We start from the raw sequence: 22,572 nt of genomic DNA on the forward strand, positions 1-22,572 counted from the left end.
TTCCTTCAGACCCCACCGTTGGCCAGTGACGCCCTTGCCATTCAGATTATCTTCCCCTTAGTCAGGGTAATAAGGCATCTTTCAGCCTATCGGGTTTGCCAGCTTCGCTGGGCAAACAAAAAAGCCGAAGCTGTTAAACACAGATTCGGCTTTTAAAATTATAATTTACAAGTTACTTTTCAGCACGACCCATAAATTTGTGTTCAACAGTATTAATACGGATACGGTCACCTGTTGAAATATGCTCTGGCACAGAAATATTTAAGCCAGTAGACATACGTGCAGGTTTTGAACGAGCACTTGCAGATGCACCTTTAATAGATGGGTCTGTTTCTTCAACAACAAGTTCAACACTTGATGGTAAATCAAGTCCTACTGGCGCGCCATCAATAACAATGACGTGTACGCCTTGCGTTTCTTCATTAACAAATAAAATTTCTTCGCTAATAGCATCTTTGCTTAAGTTATAAGGCGTGTAATCTTCATTATCCATGAACACATACTCGTCACCATCAATGTACGATAGCATTACTTCACGGCGTGTTAAATCAGCCAGCGTTAGCATGTCACTGTCTTTGAATGTTTCGTCAACTTTACCACCGGTTACCACATCGTATAAACGCATACGGTATAAACTACCACCAGCACGACCTTGCGGCACAGAGCGCACAATATCTTTTACAACTAAAACGCGGCCATTGAAGTCAATAGCAGTACCTTTTTTAACATCACTCGCCTTTGGCATGTGTGAATTCCTATTATTTTTTTGATTGCCAGAAACATACCACGAACTGGATTTTGTTCAACTAAAATTACGTTGGTTTTACGCTACATGTTGTATTAGCTTGTAAAATTTTAATTTATACTAAAATACATATAATCAAATGTGAAAAAAACTGCTATGGTAGCTTTACCGAGTATGACTTCAAGGAATGGATCATGGACCAGAAAAAAGTACATGAGTATTTAGTTAAAAAACCACTTGTTCAGGTTACAAAACCATTTGCGCAAGAGGTTGATGTATATAAAGTGAATCATAAAATGTTTGCGACTCTTGCTATTGGCAATGACGGTCAAACTAATGATGATGGTGAGGTTATTTGGTGGCTTAACTTAAAGTGCGATCCTGATGAAGCAATATCATTGCGTGATATTTTCCCGGCAGTGATCCCTGGTTACCATATGAATAAACGCTTATGGAACACAGTAATTTTAGACGGCACAATTGCACAAAGTGAAATTGAGAGAATGATTGATAACTCATTTAATTTAGTCGTAGAAAACATGCCAGAAAAAGACCGAAAAGCTATTTCACTTCACTTGTAAACACTTTTTGGGCTAGGCTACTAGCCCATTAAAACCCTACACCTTAAGCGTATAAATTAAATCGTCATATAACTTTTCGCCTATTGTATGCACTTTAAAAAGTGTATCGGTATGGGTTAAACCGCACTTACCAAGCACCTTTTCAGAATCAATATTGCCACGCGTTACGACTGCTTTAAACTGCCTAATACCACATTCTTTCCAAGCCCAGTCAATCACAGCTCTTAGGGATTCTGTCGCGTAGCCTTTATTAAAATACTCTGGCAATAATAAATAACCAAGCTCTGCGGTTTCTCCGTCATAGGCAAAACCTGTAACACCCACAGGTTGTTTTGTTTGATTATTAATAATGAGTAAACACAGGGGATGACGTGATTTAGCATTCCACTTAGGCAAGCGTATCTCAAAGCGGTTTCTTACCAGTGACTCCATTGGCATATCAAAACAATACTTGAGGACTTGAGGATCGCGATGAAGCGCAAGAAAAAGAGGCCAATCAGATTCTTCCATTTGGTACATGCTCAATCTTTGTGTAAATAATGTCATTAAGCTCCTCATTTATTTATAAAAACTATAAAAAAACCGCATTTAAATGCGGTTTTTTTAGATAGCAGAAACTTTATTCTTTCGTTTCAATCTCTTTAATAACTTCAGGCTCAGTTACACTTTGCTCTTGTGACTCAGTGCTTTGTACTTCAGGAGCTACAACCTCAACATGTGTTGCGTTATAAAAAGTAGCACCAGAGCTTGCCATTGTTACCAGTGATTCACATGGTGCAAAGTTAGCATCGCTGTTAGCTAATGTAGACATATCAGAGCTTATTTTACTCGCGCCTAATTTATCCATATAGCTAAACGGGCCACCTAAAAATGGTGGAAAACCAATACCAAATATTGCACCGATGTCGCCATCACGTGGGCTGGCAATAATGCCATCATCTAAACAGCGTACTGCTTCGTTAAGCATTTGCGATACACAACGCTTAGCAATTTCGCTCTTGTTTAAACGTGGAGCTGGGGTAACACCCAATAGTTCGTAAACTGACTCATCAACCTTTTTGCCTTTTTTATCGTATTCATAAAAACCACGACCAGACTTACGGCCAAGGCGTTTTGAATCAATCATACGCATAAATGCATCAGGGCCTTTAAAACGCTCGCCTAATTCTTTTTCAAGAATTGGGGCAATTTTGGAGCCAATATCAATACCTACTTCATCAAGTAGAGCCAGCGGGCCTACCGGAAAGCCAAACTCAACTAGGGCTGCATCAATCTTTTCAATTGGCTCACCCGCAAGCATTAAATTAGCAGCTTCGTTTAAGTAAGGCGCTAAAATACGGTTTACGTAAAAACCGGCCATGTCTTTTACAACAATTGGCGTTTTGCCTTGCTTACGTGCAAAGTTAACAACGCGAGCAATAGTCTCTTTAGATGTACCTTCGTGTGGAATAATTTCCACTAATGGCATTTTTTCTACTGGTGAAAAGTAATGTAAGCCAATTACATTTTCAGGACGTGCTGCCTGCGCTGCAATTTGCGAAATTGGTAATGATGACGTGTTACTAGCAAAAATTGTATTTTCTTGGCATTGCTGCTCTACGTCGGCAACCATACCTTGCTTAAGCGCAAGATCTTCAAACACAGCTTCTATTACTAAATCAATGTGTTTAAAGCCGCTGTAGTCTGTTGTACCTGTAATACGGTTCATTGTTAACTGCATATCAGCTTTAGACATAATACGGCGCTTAAGGCGCTTGTCTAAAATTTTGTAGGTGTAGCTCATTGCATTACTAATGCCCTGCTCTGCTACATCTTTAATACGTACCGGTACTTTAGCTTTAACAGCACTTACGTGCGCAATACCTGCGCCCATTAGTCCACCACCTAAAACAGCAGTCTTGCTAATTGCGGGTGCGTCATCATTGCGCCACTCTTTTTTCATTTCAGTGGTTGCAAAGAAAATACCGCGAAGCGCTTTCGATTCGTCACTCATTACAAGTGTTGCAAAGCTTTCAGCTTCTGTTTTATACGCTTTTAGCTCATCAAGCTCTACACTAGCACGCACAGCTTTAATAATAGCGAGTGGTGCTGGGTAGTGCCCGCCCGTTTTTTTAAGTACGTTTTCTTTAGCTTTTTTAAAGATAAAGTTACGGCCAAACGGGTTTGACTCTAGTAATTTACTAATATTGTCGAGCTTTGGCTCTTTTGCTTGTGGCTTTTTCTTAGTCGCAAATTCTTTTGCAACTTTTAGCAGCACACTGTGTGGTACACAGTCATCAAGCACGCCTGCTTTTTTAGCTTGCTTAGGGCGAATTTGTTTACCTGTTAGCATCCACTCAAGTGCTTTTTGAATACCAACAATTTTAGTTAAGCGCTGCGTACCGCCGCCACCTGGTAGTAAACCAAGTTGCACTTCTGGTAAGCCAATTTTTGTTAAATCGCTGTCGGTACCAACACGGTAGTCACACGCTAAAGCAAACTCTAAACCACCACCTAATGCAGCGCCATGAATCGCACTTACTGTTGTGTATGGCAGTTTTGTCATATCAAAAAATGCCTGATGGCATAGTTCGCTAATAGCTAAAGCATCATCACGCTTTTGAACGCTATCAAGCATTTTTACATCGGCGCCCGCGATAAAGTTATCGGTTTTTCCGCTTATAAATACCATGCCTTTTACATTTTGCGACTTAGCGTCTTCTAATAATGCTTTTAAGTCATCGGCAAAACTACTGCGCAGGGTATTCATTTTCTCCCCTGGCACATCAATCGTTACTACGGCAATTTTGTTTTCATCTACCGCTAAATTAAATACTGAATCAGTCATTACGCGCTCTCCAATACAAAGGCTGCACCTAAACCACCAGCAGCACACGCTGTTGTTAATGCCAAACCGCCACCACGACGTTTAAGCTCGTGTAAGCTTTGCGTAATTAAGCGTGCACCTGTTGCTGCAAATGGGTGACCATATGCTAAAGAGCCGCCGTTAACGTTAAACTTATCCATGTTAATTTCGCCAATTGCTTTGCTGCGACCTAAATGCTCTTGTGCAAATTTGTCTGAGGCAAACATTTTCATATTGGCAAGTGTTTGCGATGCAAACGCTTCGTGCATTTCAATTAAATCTAAATCAGCAAGCGTAATACCCGCTCTATCTAGTGCAATAGGCGTTGAATGAGCTGGGCCCATTAACATGTCTTTTTCTACGCCAATTGCCGAAAATGCAAAGCTACGTACGTAACCTAGTATTTCATAGCCAAGTGCTTTTGCTTTGCTTTCGCTCATCATAAGTACGGCCGCTGCACCATCAGTTAATGGTGTTGCATTTGCAGCGGTAACAGTACCGTGCTGACGGTCAAAAACAGGTTTAAGCTTGGCGTAGCCTTCAACCGTTGAGTTTTTACGAATGTTGTTGTCTTCTGAAATAAAGCTTTTATATGGCGGTAAATGCGCCGTCATTACTTCATCTTTTAACTTACCATCAGCCCATGCTTGCGTTGCAAGTGAGTGAGAACGATGCGCTAACGCATCTTGATCTTCACGGCTAATATTGTGTGTTTTAGCCATTTGCTCAGCAGTTTGCCCCATTGAAAGGCCTGTTGAGTACTCTGCAACTGCAGGAGGCACTGGTAATAAGTCTTTTAAACGCAGTTTTGAAAATATTTTTAAACGTTGACCAAGCGTACGCGCTTTATTTAAATCAACTAAGCTGCCTGCTAGCTTTTTACTTACACCAATTGGCAATACTGATGACGAATCTGCGCCACCTGCAATACCTACACTTACAGATCCCGCCATAATAGACTCAGCTACATTAGCAATAGCCTGAAAGCTGGTAGCACATGCGCGCGATACAGAATATGCATCAACCGATACAGGCATACCTGTGCCCAATACAATTTCACGTGCAATATTTGGCGCTTCTGGCATTTGTACTACTTGACCAAATACAAGTTGATCAATTTCTGACTTATTGAAATTTAATCGTTCAAGCATTTCGTTAACCACCAATTTCCCCATATCAAGTGCAGGTACATGGTGAAACGCTGTTGCTTGTTTTGCAAAAGGTGTACGTAAGCCGCTAACGATGGCAATACGGTCGCCCTTTGGTGTTTTTAGTATGTTTTGCTCAGACATTTATGCTCTCCCGCTGACAGGTCTGACCTGTTTGTTTTCCTCGATTCTAAACAACCCGTGCCCTAAAGCCAATAGATAAACACAAATTTATATAAACAGTGTTTAATTACGACTATCACAATAGGCTTTTTTAGACGCATTTACAAAGTTTTGTGGTACGCTAAAATTCGTTAAAAAATAACGAACTATTTTAAAAAATACAGTCTAACTCTTGAGTTACCCAATTATAAACCTTATAAATAGGTCAGTATTTATCACCTAACACTATTAGGTACAAACCCAGCTGACGAGGACAGTCCACTTATTATGGCAGCTAACGCATTTTCACAATTAAAAACGTACTTAGATACACAAATCATTGGCCAGCCAGAGCTTACTCAAGCGCTACTTATTGCTATTTTAGCTGATGGTCACTTATTAGTAGAAGGCCCTCCTGGGCTTGCAAAAACACGTGCAGTTAATGCACTTGCTAAAGGCATTGAAGGCTCATTTCAGCGCGTACAGTTTACGCCAGATTTATTACCAGCTGATGTAACAGGTACCGATATTTACCGCCAACAAACTAGCGAGTTTGTATTTGAAAAAGGCCCTCTTTTTCACAACCTAATTTTAGCTGACGAAATTAATCGTGCACCAGCCAAAGTACAATCAGCACTATTAGAAGCCATGGCAGAGCGACAAGTTACCGTGGGTAAAAATACCTATCCGCTTAGCGAACTGTTTTTAGTTATGGCAACGCAAAACCCGCTAGAGCAAGAAGGGACTTACCCGTTACCAGAAGCCCAGCTGGATCGCTTTTTACTGCACCTAAGTATTGGCTACCCTGGCGCAGAGCATGAGCTTGATATACTACGTTTAACACGTGGCGAAGCGCTTAACGAGCAACAACCAGTAATGCAAAAAATTAGTCAAAGCGATTTATTTGCAGCTCGTAAAGAAATATTAGGCCTTTATTTAGCAGAGCCGCTTGAGCAATATTTAGTACAACTTATTATTGCCACCCGTGAAGGCGCTAAATTAGATGCGCAACTAGGTAGCTGGATTGAGTTTGGTGCAAGTCCGCGTGCAACAATAGCACTTGATAAATGTGCTCGTGCTCATGCATGGCTTCAAGGCCGTGACTTTGTAGCTCCTGATGATATTCAAGCTGTTGTGCATAACGTACTGCGTCATCGCATTATTTTAAGTTACGAAGCCCAAGCCGATGGCATTACTAAAGATCAAGTAATAAGCCGTATAGTTGAACTTGTAGCCGTACCATAAGTTATGCAAAAACAATTAGAAACCCAAGCATGGCTCAAACAGAGCCATAGCCACGGTGTTAATTTAGCACTCAAAGAGCTGATGTATTACAAAGCCAAAGCGCAATTGCTTGAACTTGCCCCTAAGGTAAAAATAAAAAATACCTTAACAGGACAATACCTTGCACCGCACAAAGGCCGAGGAATGGAATTTGCCGAAGTGCGACATTATCAGCAAGGTGACGATATTCGCTCTATTGATTGGCGAGTTACTGCGCGTACCGGCGAGACTCACACAAAGCTCTTTCAAGAAGAAAAAGAGCGTCCTGTATTTGTATTTACTGATTTTTCTAACTCAATGCTGTTTGGCTCAAAGTTACTGTTAAAGTCGGTGCAAGCTGCGCATATAAGCGCTCTTGTTGCATGGTCGGCGTGTCAGCGCGGCGATAGAATTGGCGGTATTGTGTTTAATCAGCACTCGCATTTAGAGCTAAAACCCAGCGCCCGTGAAAAAGCCGTGCTTAAGCTTTGTCATAATTTATGCGACAACCACCAGCAAGCGCTCAACAATATTGATAAAACAGCCCCTAACAACTTTAGCGATAACCTAAAGCGCCTTAATCATTTAGCAAAACCAGGCAGCTTAGTGTATTTAGTGTCTGATTTTAATGCTCTGGATGATGCCAGCTTTAAGCAACTCGAAATATTAAGCCGCCACTGCGAGCTCATTGGTTGCCACATAAGCGATCCGTTTGAGCATCAGTTACCTGCGTTTAAGCAAGCCGTTACTGTTAATGCAAATGGTCAAGACTTTGCCCTACCATTAATGGATAACAGCTTTAGAGAACGTTTTGCTAAAAATGCTGAGCAAGCATTTAGCGCACGCTTTAATCGCCTAACTAAATCGGGTCTTAATTTAATATCATTCAATGCAGCAACATCGCTTGAGCTGCAATTAGTGAGAAAATAACCATGCAAACCAATCCACTCGATGGCCTGCACGATATAATAGCGCCAAGCCAAGTTAATTGGTGGCCACTCGCCCCTGCTTGGTGGGTTATTATTGCACTGCTGTTTTTAGCACTGTGCGCAGCTATTTATATATTTTATAAAAAACATAAATTTAAAAAGCCTAAACGCTACGCAATACAATTGAGTCAAAGTGAGCAAAACCCTCAGCAACTGCATATTATTTTAAAACGTTTAGTGATTGAATATTACGACAAGCGACTTGCTGCGCAATCTACCTCTAAATGGTGCGCAACACTTAATACACTCACCGGTTTAAGCTTTACAGAACAAGAAATACTAAGCTTGTATAACCCCAGCCAAAAAGATACAACACTGTGCGAAAAATTTCGCCAAGGTATTAAGCAATTTAAAATAAAGGAGTCAGTAAATGTTTGAATTTAGCTGGCCATGGTTATTTTTATTACTACCCTTGCCTTTATTACTTTTACTATTAAAACCCGCTGTAAGTAATGCCAGTACGCGTTTACGTATACCCAGTTTTGCAAAGCACAATTTAACCAGTCAAAGCATTGAGCCACACGCACGACGTTTAAACCCTTTCGAGTGGATAATTTGGTTATTACTTGTTACTGCCGCTGCCAATCCAACATGGTTAGATGAGCCAATCTCATTACCAAATGAAGGACGCGATATAATGTTAGCGGTCGATTTATCAGGCTCGATGACCGAACAAGACATGGCTTATAATGGCCAATATGTTGACCGCCTTACCATGGTAAAAGCTGTACTCAGTGATTTTATAGAGCAACGTCAAGGCGACAGGCTTGGGCTGATATTATTTGGCGACACCGCGTTTTTACAAACCCCGCTCACGCGCGACGTTAAAACAGTAAGTAAAATGCTCAGCGAAGCGCAAATTGGTTTAGTGGGGCGCGCAACAGCCATTGGTGATGCATTGGGTCTTTCGGTAAAACGCTTTGCCAATAAAGATGAAAGTAACCGAATTGTGGTGCTATTAACCGACGGACAAAACACCGCTGGTAATTTAAACCCAGAAGATGCCCTACTGCTAGCTCGCGAAGAAGGTATTAAAGTGTACACCATTGGTGTTGGCTCAGATAATCCGCGCGGCTTTAGTCTCTTTAATGTGGGAGGCTCTAGTGGCAGTAATTTAGATGAAAGATTACTTAAAAAGATTGCCGAGCAAACTGGCGGATTATACTTTAGAGCCAAAGATGTAGCTGGCCTTCAACAAATTTACGCAGAGCTTGATAAGCTTGAACCTATTAGCGCTGATGAACAAACATTTCGCCCACAAAGCTCATTATTTTACTACCCGTTACTTATCGCTATTTTACTTATTAGCTTAAAAGTAATGCTTAGTACACTGCGTGCATTAAAGGAGCCAAACTAATGGATTTTGAATTTATTCGCCCCGCTCTTTTATGGTTACTCATACCTGCTGTGGCATTATTTTTTGTTGCCTTAATTAAGCATAAAAAAACCACCAGTGAGCAGCTAATTGCACCTCATTTAGCACAATTTATAATGAGCGAAGCAAACACTAAAGCCAGCCAGCCACTTTGGTTAGTTGCTTTGTTTTGCAGCCTTGGCATTTTATTTAGTGCTGGGCCTAGTTTTGAGAAAAAACAAGTTCCTGTATTTCAAAGTAAAAGTGCCCGTGTAATTGTTATGGATATGTCGTACTCAATGTACAGCACCGATATTTTACCAAATCGTTTAATGCAATCACGCTTTAAAGCGCTTGATATGATTGAGCTATTTAAAGAAGGTGATACCGCGCTTGTAGCTTACGCAGGCACGGCCTATATAATTTCACCACTAACAAACGATGCCACAACACTCAGTAATTTAATTCCAAGCTTAAGCCCTGAAATAATGCCAGACAAAGGCTCAAACGTTTTAGCGGGTCTTGATATGGCCAAAGAGCTATTAACACAAGCAGGTTATATTGATGGCGACATTATTTTAGTGACCGACGGTATTGACCAACAAGAACAAAGCGACGTGAGTAGCTTTACCAGTAACAGCCAATATAGATTAAATATTTATGGTGTAGGTACCGCTCAAGGCGCACCAATTAAGTTACCTGAAGGCGGCTTTTTGAAAGACAGATACGGCCAAATTGTAGTACCTACAATTAATGCCTCTCAGCTTAAAAATTTAGCATCAAGCAGCGGCGGTAAATTTGCTAGTTACCAACCTAGCAATAACGACATAAATACGTTTGCTCCAAATGCGCAGAGTGAATTATTGAAAGACGAAAAACAAAGCCACGCGCTTTGGCGAATAGATGCAGGTATTTACGGACTCTTGTTATTACTGCCATTTGGCTTGTATTTATTTAGACGCGCTGCCTTGTTGGGGGCTTTTTTAGCTTTTGGTTTTTTACCGCAGCAAAATGCGTATGCCGTAGAGCTCCCTACTCTTTTGCAAAATGCAGATCAACGTGCATTAGAGGCTTACAATAATAAAGAATACGATGCAGCAACACAGGCGCAATCGAGTGAGTTAAAAGGCGCGGCGCTATACCAGCAAGGTAATTTTGATGCTGCACTTAATGAGTTTAGTAATGATAAGTCGGCTACCGGTTTATACAACTACGGTAATGCCCTTGCCAAAGCTGGCAAACTTGAGGACGCAATTGAAGCGTACAAACAAGCCCAAACCTTACAAGATGACTTTACGCAAGCAGCCGATAACCAAGCCTTAGTTGAGCAATTACTAAATCAACAAGAGCAACAAAACCAGCAAGATCAGCAAAGCGACGGCGAGGACTCTCAAGACCAAGATGATAGTCAGAAAAAAGATGAGCAAAACCAAGGGCAAAATTCTGATGAGTCAAAACAGGATCAGCAACAAAATGGTGATAAAAGCGATTCTGAAAAAGGCGAAAACGAAAGTCAAAGCTCAAGCGATGAAAAATCAGATAAAGAATCTGAACAACCCAAAGATCAACAAGGTGAGCCTGGCGAGCAATCAGATAAGCAAAATGAGCCTGATATGCAAGCCCAGCCACAAAGCAAACAAGGGAAAAATAAAGACGCTGATCAGCCTAAAGAGGATGAGCAGCAACAAAGTAAGCCACAAGCAATAAGTGAGCAACCTGCCACTGATGAGCAAAAACAAAATGCTCAGCAACAAGCGATGCAAGCCCAAGCAAGTGAGCTCACTAATGAAGAAAAAGAAAAAGCACAACAGCTTAATCAACTACTTAGAAAAGTCCCGGACGATCCGGCTATTTTATTACGGAATAAAATGCAATTAGAAGCCCAAAAAAGACAATACAAACGTCGCCCTACAGGAGTCGAAAAATCATGGTAATGCGATTATTTTGCTGTTTATTGCTATTAAGTGCGATGCCTTCGTGGGCTGCCACCAAATTAGAAGCCAGCGTAGATAAAAACCCTGTATTAGCGGGTGAATTTTTTATGCTTAATATATCGGTAGACGATACAGTTAAAGGCGAGCAACCAGACACCTCATCGCTGTTAAAAGACTTTGTTGTAGGCCCAACAAGCTTAAGCTCTCGTACCAACATTATTAATGGCAGCATTAATAAACAAACTACGTGGTCAGTTAAACTAATGACCCGTACAGAAGGTGATTACACGATACCGGCATTTAGCGTTGCAGGGTTAACCTCACAACCTATTAAATTAAAAGTGGCAAAACGCTCAGTTGATGCAGATAAAAATAACGAAATATTTTTAAAAACGTCGCTCTCAAGTAATTCATTATTTGTGCAAGAAGCCGGTGTTTACACTGTTAAGCTCTACCTTGCCAAAGAACTGCTTGATGGCAGCTTAAGCACACCAAGTATGGAAGATGCTCAGCTAACCCAACTAGGTAAACAAACTGAGAGTTATGAGCTGGTTGATGGCAAACGCTACCTTGTTATTACTCGTGAGTATTTGATTCAGCCACAAAAAAGTGGTGCCTACACGATTGCAGGCCCTGCGTTTCAAGGGCGAGTACAGCAAAATTACCGCCAACTGGAGGTATCTGCTCTTGGCGATGATCAGCAAGTAGAAATAAAACCAATCCCGAGTGACTATAAAGGTGCATGGTTACCAAGCGAATTGGTTAACCTTGATGAAGAATGGCAACCTAACGACAACACAGTAGAAGTAGGTACGCCTATAACTCGTACTATTACACTTACCGCGCTTGGAGTTACAAAAGAGCAATTACCTGAAATCTCTATGCCTACTATTGATGGCATACGCAGCTACCCTGATAAAAAAGAAAATAACAATGCAGTGCGAGACGGACGCGTTGTGTCGCAGCAAACGGCATCATATGCCTTACTGCCGCAAAAACCAGGTACTTATACTTTGCCTGAAATAAAGCTGCCTTGGTTTAATACCAAAATGAACCGTATTAGCTTAGCCACATTACCAAAGCGTACTATTACAGTAACGCCAAGTACTACCGCGCCTAATACAGCCATAGCAAACCCACAACCCAGCACAGATAATTCACCTACTCTTGAAAATATTTCGAATCAAGCAACTGGCACACAACCTATTGAAACTAAAAGTGATACTCCTCTTTGGTTAATAGTTGTTGCCGCTTTAGGGTATATTTTATGGATTGGTACTGTAATTTTTTACTTAATAAGCCGTTCTACTAAAAATACGACTGAAAAATTACAGCTAAACACCCGTGGTACTTCTCAGCCAAGCTTAAATGAGCTTAAAGCATTAGCCAAAACACACGATGTGAAAGCCTTTTACACCGCATTAAATAACTTTTCTGTAAAGGTGACCCATAAAAATGTTGGCGCGATTGATGAGCTCTGCATCCACGTAAACAGCAGCGAGCTTAACGGTCTCATTAGCCAATTGCAGGCACAACTTTATAGTAATAAAGGCGCAAACACGGATCTTAATGCTATTATTAAAATTCTTGAGATCTATCAAACTCAGGCATCAAAGTCGCAACAAGCTGTATTAAAAGACCTTTATGATTAATAACTACGAACCTTAGGTCTTTTTTTGCAATAACTAATAATTTTTAATTAAAAAAGTGCTTATGCTTGGAAAGAAAAAATCAAACAATCAGGTCTTAATCGATATGGCAGAGAAACAAAAGCGTTATGAAGCCTTGGTCCACGTTTACAATAAAGAGCTTTATCGCTTTGCTTATTGGTTATGCCGTGATCCGCACATAGCAGATGATTTAGTACAGGAAACGTTTTTACGCGCATGGCGTTCACTCGACTCTTTACTTGATCAAAAGGCAGCTAAACCCTGGCTGCTTACTATATTACGAAGAGAAAACGCACGCCGATTTGAACGTAAACAGTTTGATTACAGCGACGTAGAAAACGATACGCTTGTTGATGAGACCAGCCATTCATTAGACGATGAAATGGAACAAACGGTAATTCAACGCCAGATTGCACTGCTATCTGATGAATACCGAGAGCCATTATTACTGCAAGTTGTAATGGGCTGCTCTGGTGAAGAAATTGCAGGCATACTCAATTTAAATAAAAACACGGTAATGACTCGTTTATACCGTGCCAGAAATCAACTTAAAGAGGCTTTAAGCCGTGATGATGAACAACTTAAAGGGGCATCAAAATAATGGATGAACTTGAGTTTCGTCGCCGCACTATTGCGCAGCCAAACAACATTGACAAGGAGCTTATGGAGTTTGCTGACAATAACCCAGAGCGACAAAGTTTTATTAACGATATGAAAGATTTTGATAAATTCATTCAAGATTCTTTAGATATACCTGTGCCTGAAAATCTTGCAGACCGCATTCTTTTAAACACATCGTTAAAAGAAAAAGCACTCCAAGAAGAACAAGCAACTGGTAAAAACGTGGTTGATGCTCGATCGCGTTTTAAGTTTGATCGTGTACATCTTGCGTTAGCAGCGTCTTTTGTAGTGGCGATTAGTGCCTTCTTTTTTAGTACAGAGCAAAATATTGCACACGAAGCAGGTGAGCATGCGCTTGCCCATGTGTATTACGAAATTAATGCGCTTGATAAAAAAGAGCCCATTAGCCTACAAAGCGTTAACGACAAGCTTGCAGTATTAGGTGGTCACCTTGATGAGCTTCCTGGCGCTGTAACTTATGCCATGTTTTGTGATTTTAAAGGCGAAAAAGGACTGCATTTAATATTTGAGTCTGACTTTGGTCCAATGACGGTATTTATAGTGCCTTCTGAAAATAAATCATTTGGTTTTGGAGATGACAGCTTCCGCGATGAGCGCTTTGAAGGTCACATTAATCGTGGCTCACAAGCTGATACTATTTTAGTGGCAAGTCTTGGAGCACCTCTAGATACATATAACGAACGCGTTACTGGCGCAATTCGTTGGCTTTAAAATAGACAAATTTACCGCTTAGTTTCTACTGAGCGGTTTTTTTATTAAATACCCTCTAATAAACCCTCCCTTTATACCCAAAACCTCTGATTTTTAAAGTAATTAATTAAATTTCTAAAGAAAGTAAATTATAATCGCGGCTCGATTTTAATTAGGGTATTTCATGAAGAACATCATCGTTATTTTTTCATTATTGGCATTATTATGTACTGCCAGTTTTGATGCACACGCACGTAAAAAGTTTGGCAGTAGTAAACGCGGACAGACACCTGCAACACAACAAACAGCGCAAAAACAGCAAACAGATACAACAACACCTAAAGCCACATCAAATAAAAAAGGCATTATGGCAGGCGTTTTTGGAGGGCTTTTAGCGGGTGGCTTAATTGCAGCAATGTTAGGCGACGATTTTGAAGGTTTTCAGCTATTAGAAATTATTTTATTAGCTGGCGGACTCTTTATTTTATTTAAGCTAGTAACGGGCTTTTTACGTGCTAATCGTGCCCCACAACTTGCCAGTGCAAGTACAAGTGCTCAGCAAAATGCTTTTAAACAAGCACCTATCGAGCAACCAACAAGTACAGGCTTTGCAAGCAGCGCCCCACAAGGTGAAAGTGTGCCTTTTAATTTACCACCTAACTTTGACGTTAATGGCTTTTTGCAAGGTGCCCGTAGTCATTACCATACGCTACAAACTGCATGGAACAATGCCGATTACTCCACAATGGCTGAATACTTAAGCCCTGCACTTGTTGCCGAGTTTAAAGCTGAACGTGAAGCTATACAAAGCGTAGAAACAGAAGTGATGTTTATTGATGCCGAACTTGTGCGCGCAGATACAAACACGCAATCGTGGCAGGTTAGTGTTCGCTTTAAAGGTAAGTACCGTGATTTAGGCGATAAAAAAGAAGAGCCTATTTTAGAAATCTGGCACTTAGAGCGTCTAATTTCAGAAGACGCTCCATGGCTAATAGTGGGTGTTGAAGATTTAATTGATACTCAATAATTTTATATTGTTTAAAACACCGCGCTCTTAACGCGGTGTTTTTTTTATTTAAAAAACAATTGATTTACCACGTCCTGATGCTTCAGAAGCGGCATCTAATTGGCCCTCTTTATTAATAATAACGTGTAAGTCACCAAAGTGATTCTCATCTATGGTGTAGCCCATTTTTGTAAGCTCTGCTTTTACGCTATCGGTTAAACCTATGTGTGTTCTAATTATATTTTTAGGCCACAGTTGATGATGAAAACGAGGGCTATTTACAACCTGCTCTGCAGTCATATCAAACTCTACCGCATTTAAAATAGACTCGTACACAGAGCTAATAATTGTTGTGCCACCAGGCGAGCCTGTCACCATTTTAACGGTGTTGTCTTTAAGGAGTATTGTAGGCGTCATAGAGCTAAGCATACGCTTGTGCGGCTGTATTTCGTTAGCTTTGCCGCCTATTGCACCAAACACATTCATAACGCCTGGTTTGGCACTAAAATCGTCCATTTCATCATTTAAAATAAACCCTGCACCTTCAACAACTACACCGCTACCAAACCCTAAGTTTATTGTGGTGGTATTTGCGACAGCGTTACCCATTTTATCAACGATTGAAAAGTGTGTAGTTTGCTCACTTTCTTTAAGGCCCGGTTTAATATTTTCGGTAGTCGAGATAGCGGTTAACGAAATGCCATTACTGCGCTCTTTGAGGTAGTTAATATTAGTTAATGCGTTGACTGGTACATCAAAAAAATCAGGATCGCCTAAATACTCCGCCCTATCTGCAAATACACGTTTACCTATTTCAGAAAGTAAGTGTACATACTGAGTAGAGTTATGCGCTAAGCCCGCATCTGGTTTTTGTAACTCATACATTTTAAGCCACTGTAAAATAGCAATACCACCTGAACTCGGCGGTGGAGAAGTAAGTACTTCATAACCATTCCAACTCGCTTTAATAGGTGTACGTGATTTAGCGGTATAATTTTTTAAATCATCTTGATTAATTATACCGCCATGTTGGTGCATAAATTTAGCAATAATATTTGCAGTTTCGCCTTTATAAAACCCATCTTGGCCGTTATCACGGATACGCTTTAGCGTTGCCGCTAACTCGGGTTGCTTAAATACTTTATTAGCTTTTACATCAGCAAAGTATTTTTCGAAGTTTACATTTATTTTTTGCTCTTTTAGGTGGGCTATATAATTGCTCACACCTTTTGCTAACTTAGGCGGAACTACAAACCCTTGCTCAGCCAACGTTACCGCTGGTTGTACTAATTCTTCCCACTTTAAAGTGCCATGTTTTTGATGGGCAAGCCACATGCCCGCTACACTGCCAGGTACACCGCTTGCGTGAATACCATATATTGATTTGTTTGCAATAACATTACCTTGCTCATCTAAATACATATCACGATGAGCCGCTGTTGGCGCTGTTTCGCGATAATCTATAAAATCGCCCTTGCCATCTTTTTGAATAAGCATAAATCCCCCGCCGCCAATATTGCCGGCTTCAGGAAGCGTTACTGCAAGTACAAATTGTGCCGTAATAGCCGCATCAACAGCATTACCGCCTTGCTCTAATATACTTTTAGCAGCATCGGCACTGAACGAGTCAGGCATTGCTACCGCACTTTGCGATAAAGGCTGCGCTAAAACACTAAAAGCAGCGAACTGTAAAACCAGCACACTTTTGACGATTAATTTACTTGGTGAAAAAAGCAATCCCATACAACATCCTTAATTTATTATTTTTTAGTTACGCATTCTTATTAATGCACGTCACTTAAGGACAGGTCAATCTTTATACTGTTGATATTTAATCATCTTTAAACACTTTTTGAATAAAGCACTGCAGGTAAGCCGCCTTGCTCATCTGTATGTGTATAGTTTTTATAAATTGCAGACCTAGCTTTTTCATTATTTTTATAGAGGCCGTATTATCTTTTAGTGCCGTTGCACTTATCGCCTTAACGTCATCTTGCTTTATAAGTTCATCACATAATGCTAAAGCCGCCTCGGTTGCATAACCATGCCCCCAACTTGCTTGCTTAAAGCGCCAGCCTATTTCAATATCACTGTAGTTTGGTGCATCAGTAAAAAAGCACATAGGCCTTATTAATACCCAACCTATAAATGTATTGGTTTGCTTTATAGTGATACTCCACAGCCCCCAACCTTTAAGCTCATTTCGATATGCGAGCATACGAGGCACTCCCTCATTTTTTATTTGCTCTAAAGAGGTAGGTACACCTCGCGTTAAATACTGCATTACGGCTGGGTCTTGGTCGAGTTCAAATAATTGAGGCCAATCGTGCTCACTCATTAATTTAAAATTTAATCGTTTTGTTACGGGGGCGTTCATTTTCATTGTTGTATAGTCTGCCTCGAATTAATTATCAGTCTCTAAAGGAGATAGCACATGAATAAATTAGCAGGTTTAGCTTTATTAGGCACTTTAATTACATTAACTGGTTGTGAAGATGCCACCGAAGTAAAAGAAGATGCAAAAGATAAAAGCGCACAAATGCAAGAAAAGCTTGGTGATGCATGGAACGACGTTAAAGAGACAACTAACGATCTTAAAAATGATGAGTCTTTAAACGAGCTATTAGAGCAAAGTAAAACAATGGGCTTAGACATGTACGACGACGGCAAAGAGATTGCGGTTGATGCATGGATTAAAAGCAAAGAAGCTGCTGGCGAGTTAACTGAAAAAACTAAGCAGAAAGCGCAAGAAATTGCTGACGAAATTGAGCAAGCGCGTAAAGAACATAACGAAGGTTAATTTAACTTTCGATAATAAAAAAGGAAAGCCTCGGCTTTCCTTTTTTGTTTTAAGCAGTTTAGCCCTGACATGTGTTTACATATTTAGGGCTTATAAGCTCAAATTAACCTTTGTACTTACTCATAACTAAAGTCGCGTTTGTGCCACCAAAGCCAAAGCTATTAGACATCACAGTATTTAACTCAACGTCACGACGCTCAGTAATAATATCTAAACCTGTCGCTTGCTCATCTAGCTCATCAATATTAATTGAAGGTGCTACAAAGCCGTGCTCTAGCATTAATAATGAGAAAATAGCTTCGTGAACACCTGCAGCACCTAAGGCATGACCCGTCATTGCTTTAGTTGCGCTGATCATTGGTGATTTGCCACCAAACACTTCTTGTATCGCACCTAACTCTTTAACATCGCCTACAGGCGTTGATGTGCCGTGCGTATTTAGATAATCAATACTATCTACATCTTGCATAGCTTGGCGCATACAACGTGCTGCACCTTCGCCAGATGGAGCAACCATGTCGTAGCCATCTGATGTTGCACCGTAGCCAACAATTTCAGCGTAAATGTGCGCGCCACGTGCAAGTGCATGTTCAAGTTCTTCAACTACAACAATACCGCCTCCGCCAGAAATAACAAAACCATCGCGATTAGCATCGTATGTACGAGATGCTTTTTCAGGTGTTTCGTTGTATTTAGTAGAAAGTGCGCCCATAGCGTCAAATTCCATTGCCAATGTCCAGTGTAGTTCTTCACCGCCACCAGCAAAAACAACATCTTGCTTACCTAATTGAATTTGTTCTACTGCATTACCAATACAATGCGCAGATGTTGCACATGCAGAGCTAATTGAATAGTTAACACCTTTAATTTTAAAGGGTGTTGCTAAACAAGCAGATGTAGTGCTCGCCATAGTGCGTGGCACCATATAAGGCCCTACACGTTTTACGCCTTTTTCACGTAAAATATCAGCAGCTTCTACCTGCCATTTCGACGAACCACCACCAGAACCAACAATAATACCCGTGCGCTCATTTGATACTTGGTCGTCAGACAAACCTGAGTCTTCAATTGCTTGAGTCATCGAAATATAAGAATATGCAGCAGCATCGCCCATAAAGCGCATTGCTTTGCGGTCAACATGTGCTTTAACGTCAATATCAATTTTACCCGATACGTTACTACGTAACTTATAATCGGCAAATTCTTGGTTAAAAGCGATACCGCTTTTGCCCGTTTTTAACGATTCTAATACTTCTTCTTTGTTGTTACCAATGCTTGATACAACACCGATACCTGTAATTACAGCTCTTCTCATGGGTAATTCCCTTAGCTTAATACTTAATTGCATTCTATTTTACGCGAATTTAATCACCTAAGTGGTCAGCTTTCTAGCGTACACTTGTACTCTGAACTGCTAGCTTATAAATAACGCCAGACTATTACAAAGAAAACCCGTAAAATAATTAAAAATATATCTATAAATTTAATAAATTATGATTAAAAACGCACATAGTCACATCAATAATTTAGGTACACCTTTGACTAATGACTCCGGTGATATTTATTTTTCTAATGACGATGGCTTAGCTCAATCGCATTATGTGTACTATGAGCAAAATAATATAGATGCACGATTACAAAATCATGACCAATCACATTTTGTTATTGCCGAAACCGATTTTGGCACCGGTTTAAACTTTTTAAATACGTGGCAACGCTTTAAAGACCACCTTGAGCGGATGCAAGTTCAAAATGAATGTGTAAAAAGCGTAAAACGCCTACACTATATTTCGTTTGAAAAGTATCCCTTAACATTAACTGACTTAAAACAAGCATTAACCGCTTGGCCTGCCTTAGATTATTTTAGTGAGCAACTAACAGTAAACTACCCAATTAATTTAGAAGGATGCCACCGGCTCGAATTTAATAATGGCAGTGTTGTTCTCGATTTATACTTTGGTGATGCGCTTGAATCAATAAAAGCAATGAGCTATCCACAAACAGGTATTGTTGATGCTTGGTATTTAAATGGGCTTGAGCCAAGTAAAAATCCTGATATGTGGCAGCAAAGTTTATTTAACTCAATGGCTGACATATCAAGAGCTAATACAACCTTATCGACTTTTACTGCCGCTGACTTTGTTCAACGAGGATTAATAGAGGCTGGCTTTAGCACTAAAAAAGCCAAATATTTTAATCAAAGAGAAGATATGCTTATTGGCCAACTTAAACATGTTAATAACGCTCAATCCCCCCCCGCTTATTTTAATCAAGATAGCAGCACTTTAAAAAACGTAGCGGTCATTGGCGGTGGTATTGCCAGTAGCTGTATTTTATACAGCTTGGCTAAACGAGGCATAACCAGCCACTTATTCTGCCAAGATGAAAAGCCTGCAATGGGGGCATCGCACAATGTGCAAGGCGCTATTTACCCTCACCTACAGGCTAAAAACTCGCCGCACAGTGAATTGTTTGCACATAGCTTTTTATACGCCAAACGCCTATATAACAACTTACTTAGCAGTGGTTTTAGTTTTGATTATGATTGGTGCGGCGTATTACAACACGCAGTGAAAAAACCTCTAGCTGATAAGCACGAAAACTTAGCACAAAAGCAACTGTGGCCAACGCAGCTAATGCGTAACGTAACCGCAGAGCAAGGCGATGAAATAGCCGGCGTAACGACAGGTTATTCAGGTGTGTATTTTGAACAAGGCGGCTGGGTTAACCCGCCGCAATTAGTAAACGCTATGCTAAGCGCTGCAAATAGCATAAACCCATTCAAAAGCGTATTTAACTGCAATATAAAGCAGCTTAAAAAAACTGATAGCGGTTGGTTTTTATTAACGAATGATGAGCAATTAGGCCCGTTTAGCGATGTAATTATTTGTGCAGGTGAGCACAGCGATGCGTTTGAGCAAACAAAAGCGCTACCTATAGTGGGCGTACGCGGTCAGGTTTCACATATTGAGGCAAGTGAGCAATCACGCAATCTTAAAACAGTGCTATGCCATAAAGGATATTTTACACCGGCTTATCTAGATCATCACTGTATGGGTGCCACGTTTGAAAAAAACACCAAAAGCCGCCAAGTTACAGCGATCGACAACCAATTAAACCAAGAGCAACTACTCAGCTTTTATAAGCAAAGTGAATTTGCCTCTACCCTTGGCAATATTACCTCGGCAAAAGCAGCTGTTCGATGCACATTTATAGATCACCTACCAATGGCTGGGCAATGGTGTGAGCAAAGTGATTATACAATGGCCTTTGCTAATCTACGTTTAGGTAAACGCTATCAGTACGAGCAACTCAATAAGCCACAACAAGGCCTACATATTTTTACCGGCTTTGGCGCCCGCGCTTTATGTAGCGCACCGCTAAGTGCAGAACATCTCGTAAGCTGTTTAAATAACGAGCCTCGCCCATTAAGCGAACGTGTAAGCCAAGCTATTCACCCTGCTCGGTTTATAGTACGAGATTTAATTCGTAATAAAATTTAAATGACAAAGGTGCTTATTGAGGTAAAATGAGTACCAATAAATGGAATTTATTATTTAAAGGACTTTAATGAAAACTTTAGCATTTTTAATAATACTGCTATGCACTCTATCGTTTAATGTACTTAGCCAAAACGTCACTGAAATCCCACTTCCTGAAGAGTTTGTTACAACAATGGATGTAGCCGGCGAATACCCAATGGTTCGCACTGGTTATTTAACAGATTCAATTTCTGATATCGCTCGCTTTTATCAGCAAAAATTAGGAGAGCCGTTAAAAACAAACGGCAATAATACATATCGTACTTTGTTTTATAATTACCAAGAACATAAGGTTCGTATTAGTCTATATCGCCGTAGTTATGTGACCGAAGTGGGTATAATGGTTGAATAAAAAGTTCTAAAGAGCGCGATAAAAACAGCTAATTTTAATGCTCAGTTAAGCATCGTATTTTAATTAACGTATTTTTTAAATTGGCTCATTTAAACTCACTTTTACCCTTTAAAAATTATCCCCTACCCCAAGGTCTATTCGTAAGCACATTACTTTTACTATTTATTGGAAGGAGTTAATTATGAGTAAGACCCTAATTATTGGCGCAAGCGGACAAATAGGCAAAATGGCAACTGAGCTACTTTTAGAAAATGAGCAAAATGTTGTGGCATTAGTTCGCGACAAAAACAAGCTAAGCGATTTAAGCAGCTCTTTTTTAACTATTGTTGAGCAAGATCTTGAAGGCGATTTTGGCGATGCAATGAAAGGCTGTGACCAAGTAATTTTTGCAGCGGGTTCTGGTGGCAGCACTGGCGATGACAAAACCGTACTAATTGATTTATGGGCAGCAACAAAAGCAGCTACATTTGCAAAAGAGCACGGCGTTAAACACTTTATTATGGTCAGCTCAATTGGTGCTGACGATCCTGATTCAATTAAAGGTGATTTAAAACCTTACTTAGTAGCAAAACACATGGCCGACGAGCACTTAATAAATAGTGGCTTAAATTACACTATTGTTCGCCCAGGTACATTGACTGACGATAGCGCATCAATGCAAGTAACAACGCAGCGACCAAGTGACCGCTCAAAAGCTAAAATTAGCCGCGAAAACGTAGCCAATGCATTATTACATATTGCGACTAACTCATTTATTAGTAACCGCATTTTTGAGTTATTTGATGGCGACAAACCAATTAAAGCCGCTGTTAAATAAGCTTTAATACCAATTTAATTAAACGTATAAAA

General features: G+C 40.3%; 20 protein-coding genes and 1 pseudogene. 14 read left to right on the plus strand and 7 right to left on the minus strand.

What is annotated here, in order from left to right; all coding sequences use genetic code 11:
• Positions 1-172 precede the first annotated feature (172 nt).
• Positions 173-745, minus strand: a complete 573-nt coding sequence (yeiP, locus tag H4J63_RS06165; protein ID WP_007580599.1) for an elongation factor P-like protein YeiP — start codon at positions 743-745, stop codon at positions 173-175.
• 194 nt (positions 746-939) lie between these two features.
• On the opposite strand from yeiP, the gene H4J63_RS06170 reads away from it, so the two are divergent.
• Positions 940-1,326, plus strand: a complete 387-nt coding sequence (locus H4J63_RS06170) for an MmcQ/YjbR family DNA-binding protein (protein ID WP_182195301.1) — start codon at positions 940-942, stop codon at positions 1,324-1,326.
• Positions 1,327-1,362: 36 nt separating this feature from the next.
• Here H4J63_RS06170 and H4J63_RS06175 read toward each other — a convergent pair whose 3' ends face one another.
• The 3 genes from H4J63_RS06175 to fadI form a co-directional block, all read right to left on the minus strand.
• A complete protein-coding gene (locus H4J63_RS06175) occupies positions 1,363-1,872 on the minus strand; it encodes a GNAT family N-acetyltransferase (protein ID WP_182195303.1) in 510 nt (169 codons plus the stop codon).
• A 73-nt stretch (positions 1,873-1,945) separates the two neighbouring features.
• The gene (gene fadJ, locus H4J63_RS06180; RefSeq protein WP_182195306.1) at positions 1,946-4,153 is read right to left on the minus strand and encodes a fatty acid oxidation complex subunit alpha FadJ; all 2,208 of its coding nucleotides are present in this window, start codon (positions 4,151-4,153) and stop codon (positions 1,946-1,948) included.
• The gene (gene fadI / locus H4J63_RS06185) at positions 4,153-5,463 is read right to left on the minus strand and encodes an acetyl-CoA C-acyltransferase FadI (protein WP_004335629.1); all 1,311 of its coding nucleotides are present in this window, start codon (positions 5,461-5,463) and stop codon (positions 4,153-4,155) included. Before fadI ends, fadJ begins: the two co-directional genes overlap by 1 nt.
• Before the next feature lie 306 nt (positions 5,464-5,769).
• Between fadI and H4J63_RS06190 the strand changes: the two genes are divergently transcribed.
• The 9 genes from H4J63_RS06190 (at position 5,770) to H4J63_RS06230 (ending at position 15,050) form a co-directional block, all read left to right on the plus strand.
• Positions 5,770-6,726 carry a MoxR family ATPase gene (locus H4J63_RS06190; RefSeq protein ID WP_004335627.1) on the plus strand — a complete coding sequence of 319 codons (957 nt, stop codon included), beginning with the start codon at positions 5,770-5,772 and terminating at the stop codon, positions 6,724-6,726.
• 3 nt (positions 6,727-6,729) lie between these two features.
• On the plus strand, positions 6,730-7,674 hold the full coding sequence (locus tag H4J63_RS06195) for a DUF58 domain-containing protein (protein ID WP_182195309.1): 945 nt from the start codon (positions 6,730-6,732) through the stop codon (positions 7,672-7,674).
• 2 nt (positions 7,675-7,676) lie between these two features.
• Positions 7,677-8,111: a DUF4381 domain-containing protein gene (locus H4J63_RS06200; protein ID WP_182195312.1), complete on the plus strand. Its 435-nt coding sequence runs from the start codon at positions 7,677-7,679 to the stop codon at positions 8,109-8,111.
• A complete protein-coding gene (locus H4J63_RS06205) occupies positions 8,104-9,090 on the plus strand; it encodes a VWA domain-containing protein (protein ID WP_182195314.1) in 987 nt (328 codons plus the stop codon). The genes H4J63_RS06200 and H4J63_RS06205 overlap by 8 nt, the downstream gene beginning before the upstream one ends.
• On the plus strand, positions 9,090-11,021 hold the full coding sequence (locus H4J63_RS06210) for a VWA domain-containing protein (protein ID WP_182195317.1): 1,932 nt from the start codon (positions 9,090-9,092) through the stop codon (positions 11,019-11,021). Before H4J63_RS06205 ends, H4J63_RS06210 begins: the two co-directional genes overlap by 1 nt.
• The gene (locus H4J63_RS06215) at positions 11,015-12,673 is read left to right on the plus strand and encodes a BatD family protein (RefSeq protein ID WP_182195320.1); all 1,659 of its coding nucleotides are present in this window, start codon (positions 11,015-11,017) and stop codon (positions 12,671-12,673) included. Before H4J63_RS06210 ends, H4J63_RS06215 begins: the two co-directional genes overlap by 7 nt.
• Positions 12,674-12,734: 61 nt before the next feature.
• Positions 12,735-13,292: a sigma-70 family RNA polymerase sigma factor gene (locus H4J63_RS06220; protein ID WP_032827217.1), complete on the plus strand. Its 558-nt coding sequence runs from the start codon at positions 12,735-12,737 to the stop codon at positions 13,290-13,292.
• Positions 13,292-14,044 carry a DUF3379 family protein gene (locus H4J63_RS06225; RefSeq protein ID WP_182195322.1) on the plus strand — a complete coding sequence of 251 codons (753 nt, stop codon included), beginning with the start codon at positions 13,292-13,294 and terminating at the stop codon, positions 14,042-14,044. Before H4J63_RS06220 ends, H4J63_RS06225 begins: the two co-directional genes overlap by 1 nt.
• Positions 14,045-14,207: 163 nt before the next feature.
• On the plus strand, positions 14,208-15,050 hold the full coding sequence (locus H4J63_RS06230) for a Tim44 domain-containing protein (protein ID WP_182195325.1): 843 nt from the start codon (positions 14,208-14,210) through the stop codon (positions 15,048-15,050).
• A gap of 48 nt (positions 15,051-15,098) precedes the next feature.
• On the opposite strand, the gene ggt is transcribed toward H4J63_RS06230, so the two are convergent.
• On the minus strand, positions 15,099-16,772 hold the full coding sequence (gene ggt, locus H4J63_RS06235) for a gamma-glutamyltransferase (RefSeq protein WP_182195328.1): 1,674 nt from the start codon (positions 16,770-16,772) through the stop codon (positions 15,099-15,101).
• 98 nt (positions 16,773-16,870) lie between these two features.
• A pseudogene (locus tag H4J63_RS06240) lies at positions 16,871-17,412 on the minus strand (GNAT family N-acetyltransferase; N-acetyltransferase).
• Positions 17,413-17,463: 51 nt separating this feature from the next.
• Between H4J63_RS06240 and H4J63_RS06245 the strand changes: the two are divergent.
• Complete coding sequence (locus H4J63_RS06245) at positions 17,464-17,829, plus strand: hypothetical protein (protein WP_165721357.1); 366 nt, start codon at positions 17,464-17,466, stop codon at positions 17,827-17,829.
• A gap of 103 nt (positions 17,830-17,932) precedes the next feature.
• Here H4J63_RS06245 and fabB read toward each other — a convergent pair whose 3' ends face one another.
• A complete protein-coding gene (gene fabB / locus H4J63_RS06250) occupies positions 17,933-19,144 on the minus strand; it encodes a beta-ketoacyl-ACP synthase I (RefSeq protein WP_182195330.1) in 1,212 nt (403 codons plus the stop codon).
• 178 nt (positions 19,145-19,322) lie between these two features.
• On the opposite strand from fabB, the gene mnmC reads away from it, so the two are divergent.
• From mnmC to H4J63_RS06265, 3 genes are all read left to right on the plus strand, one after another.
• A complete protein-coding gene (gene mnmC / locus H4J63_RS06255; protein WP_182195332.1) occupies positions 19,323-21,332 on the plus strand; it encodes a bifunctional tRNA (5-methylaminomethyl-2-thiouridine)(34)-methyltransferase MnmD/FAD-dependent 5-carboxymethylaminomethyl-2-thiouridine(34) oxidoreductase MnmC in 2,010 nt (669 codons plus the stop codon).
• 67 nt (positions 21,333-21,399) lie between these two features.
• Positions 21,400-21,723, plus strand: a complete 324-nt coding sequence (locus H4J63_RS06260) for a hypothetical protein (protein ID WP_182195334.1) — start codon at positions 21,400-21,402, stop codon at positions 21,721-21,723.
• Between the two features lie 181 nt (positions 21,724-21,904).
• Positions 21,905-22,540, plus strand: a complete 636-nt coding sequence (locus tag H4J63_RS06265) for an NAD(P)-binding oxidoreductase (protein ID WP_182195336.1) — start codon at positions 21,905-21,907, stop codon at positions 22,538-22,540.
• The last annotated feature ends 32 nt before the right edge of the window (positions 22,541-22,572 follow it).

Source organism: Pseudoalteromonas sp. 5Ae-yellow, assembly GCF_014077565.1.
Taxonomy (GTDB): Bacteria; Pseudomonadota; Gammaproteobacteria; order Enterobacterales; family Alteromonadaceae; genus Pseudoalteromonas.

What these genes read in the sequence shown, in the direction of transcription:
- yeiP (WP_007580599.1), bottom strand. Translation starts at nt 745, where the DNA reads ATGCCAAAGGCGAGTGATGTTAAAAAAGGTACTGCTATTGACTTCAAT.
- H4J63_RS06170 (WP_182195301.1), top strand. Translation starts at nt 940, where the DNA reads ATGGACCAGAAAAAAGTACATGAGTATTTAGTTAAAAAACCACTTGTT.
- H4J63_RS06175 (WP_182195303.1), bottom strand. Translation starts at nt 1,872, where the DNA reads ATGACATTATTTACACAAAGATTGAGCATGTACCAAATGGAAGAATCT.
- fadJ (WP_182195306.1), bottom strand. Translation starts at nt 4,153, where the DNA reads ATGACTGATTCAGTATTTAATTTAGCGGTAGATGAAAACAAAATTGCC.
- fadI (WP_004335629.1), bottom strand. Translation starts at nt 5,463, where the DNA reads ATGTCTGAGCAAAACATACTAAAAACACCAAAGGGCGACCGTATTGCC.
- H4J63_RS06190 (WP_004335627.1), top strand. Translation starts at nt 5,770, where the DNA reads ATGGCAGCTAACGCATTTTCACAATTAAAAACGTACTTAGATACACAA.
- H4J63_RS06195 (WP_182195309.1), top strand. Translation starts at nt 6,730, where the DNA reads ATGCAAAAACAATTAGAAACCCAAGCATGGCTCAAACAGAGCCATAGC.
- H4J63_RS06200 (WP_182195312.1), top strand. Translation starts at nt 7,677, where the DNA reads ATGCAAACCAATCCACTCGATGGCCTGCACGATATAATAGCGCCAAGC.
- H4J63_RS06205 (WP_182195314.1), top strand. Translation starts at nt 8,104, where the DNA reads ATGTTTGAATTTAGCTGGCCATGGTTATTTTTATTACTACCCTTGCCT.
- H4J63_RS06210 (WP_182195317.1), top strand. Translation starts at nt 9,090, where the DNA reads ATGGATTTTGAATTTATTCGCCCCGCTCTTTTATGGTTACTCATACCT.
- H4J63_RS06215 (WP_182195320.1), top strand. Translation starts at nt 11,015, where the DNA reads ATGGTAATGCGATTATTTTGCTGTTTATTGCTATTAAGTGCGATGCCT.
- H4J63_RS06220 (WP_032827217.1), top strand. Translation starts at nt 12,735, where the DNA reads ATGCTTGGAAAGAAAAAATCAAACAATCAGGTCTTAATCGATATGGCA.
- H4J63_RS06225 (WP_182195322.1), top strand. Translation starts at nt 13,292, where the DNA reads ATGGATGAACTTGAGTTTCGTCGCCGCACTATTGCGCAGCCAAACAAC.
- H4J63_RS06230 (WP_182195325.1), top strand. Translation starts at nt 14,208, where the DNA reads ATGAAGAACATCATCGTTATTTTTTCATTATTGGCATTATTATGTACT.
- ggt (WP_182195328.1), bottom strand. Translation starts at nt 16,772, where the DNA reads ATGGGATTGCTTTTTTCACCAAGTAAATTAATCGTCAAAAGTGTGCTG.
- H4J63_RS06245 (WP_165721357.1), top strand. Translation starts at nt 17,464, where the DNA reads ATGAATAAATTAGCAGGTTTAGCTTTATTAGGCACTTTAATTACATTA.
- fabB (WP_182195330.1), bottom strand. Translation starts at nt 19,144, where the DNA reads ATGAGAAGAGCTGTAATTACAGGTATCGGTGTTGTATCAAGCATTGGT.
- mnmC (WP_182195332.1), top strand. Translation starts at nt 19,323, where the DNA reads ATGATTAAAAACGCACATAGTCACATCAATAATTTAGGTACACCTTTG.
- H4J63_RS06260 (WP_182195334.1), top strand. Translation starts at nt 21,400, where the DNA reads ATGAAAACTTTAGCATTTTTAATAATACTGCTATGCACTCTATCGTTT.
- H4J63_RS06265 (WP_182195336.1), top strand. Translation starts at nt 21,905, where the DNA reads ATGAGTAAGACCCTAATTATTGGCGCAAGCGGACAAATAGGCAAAATG.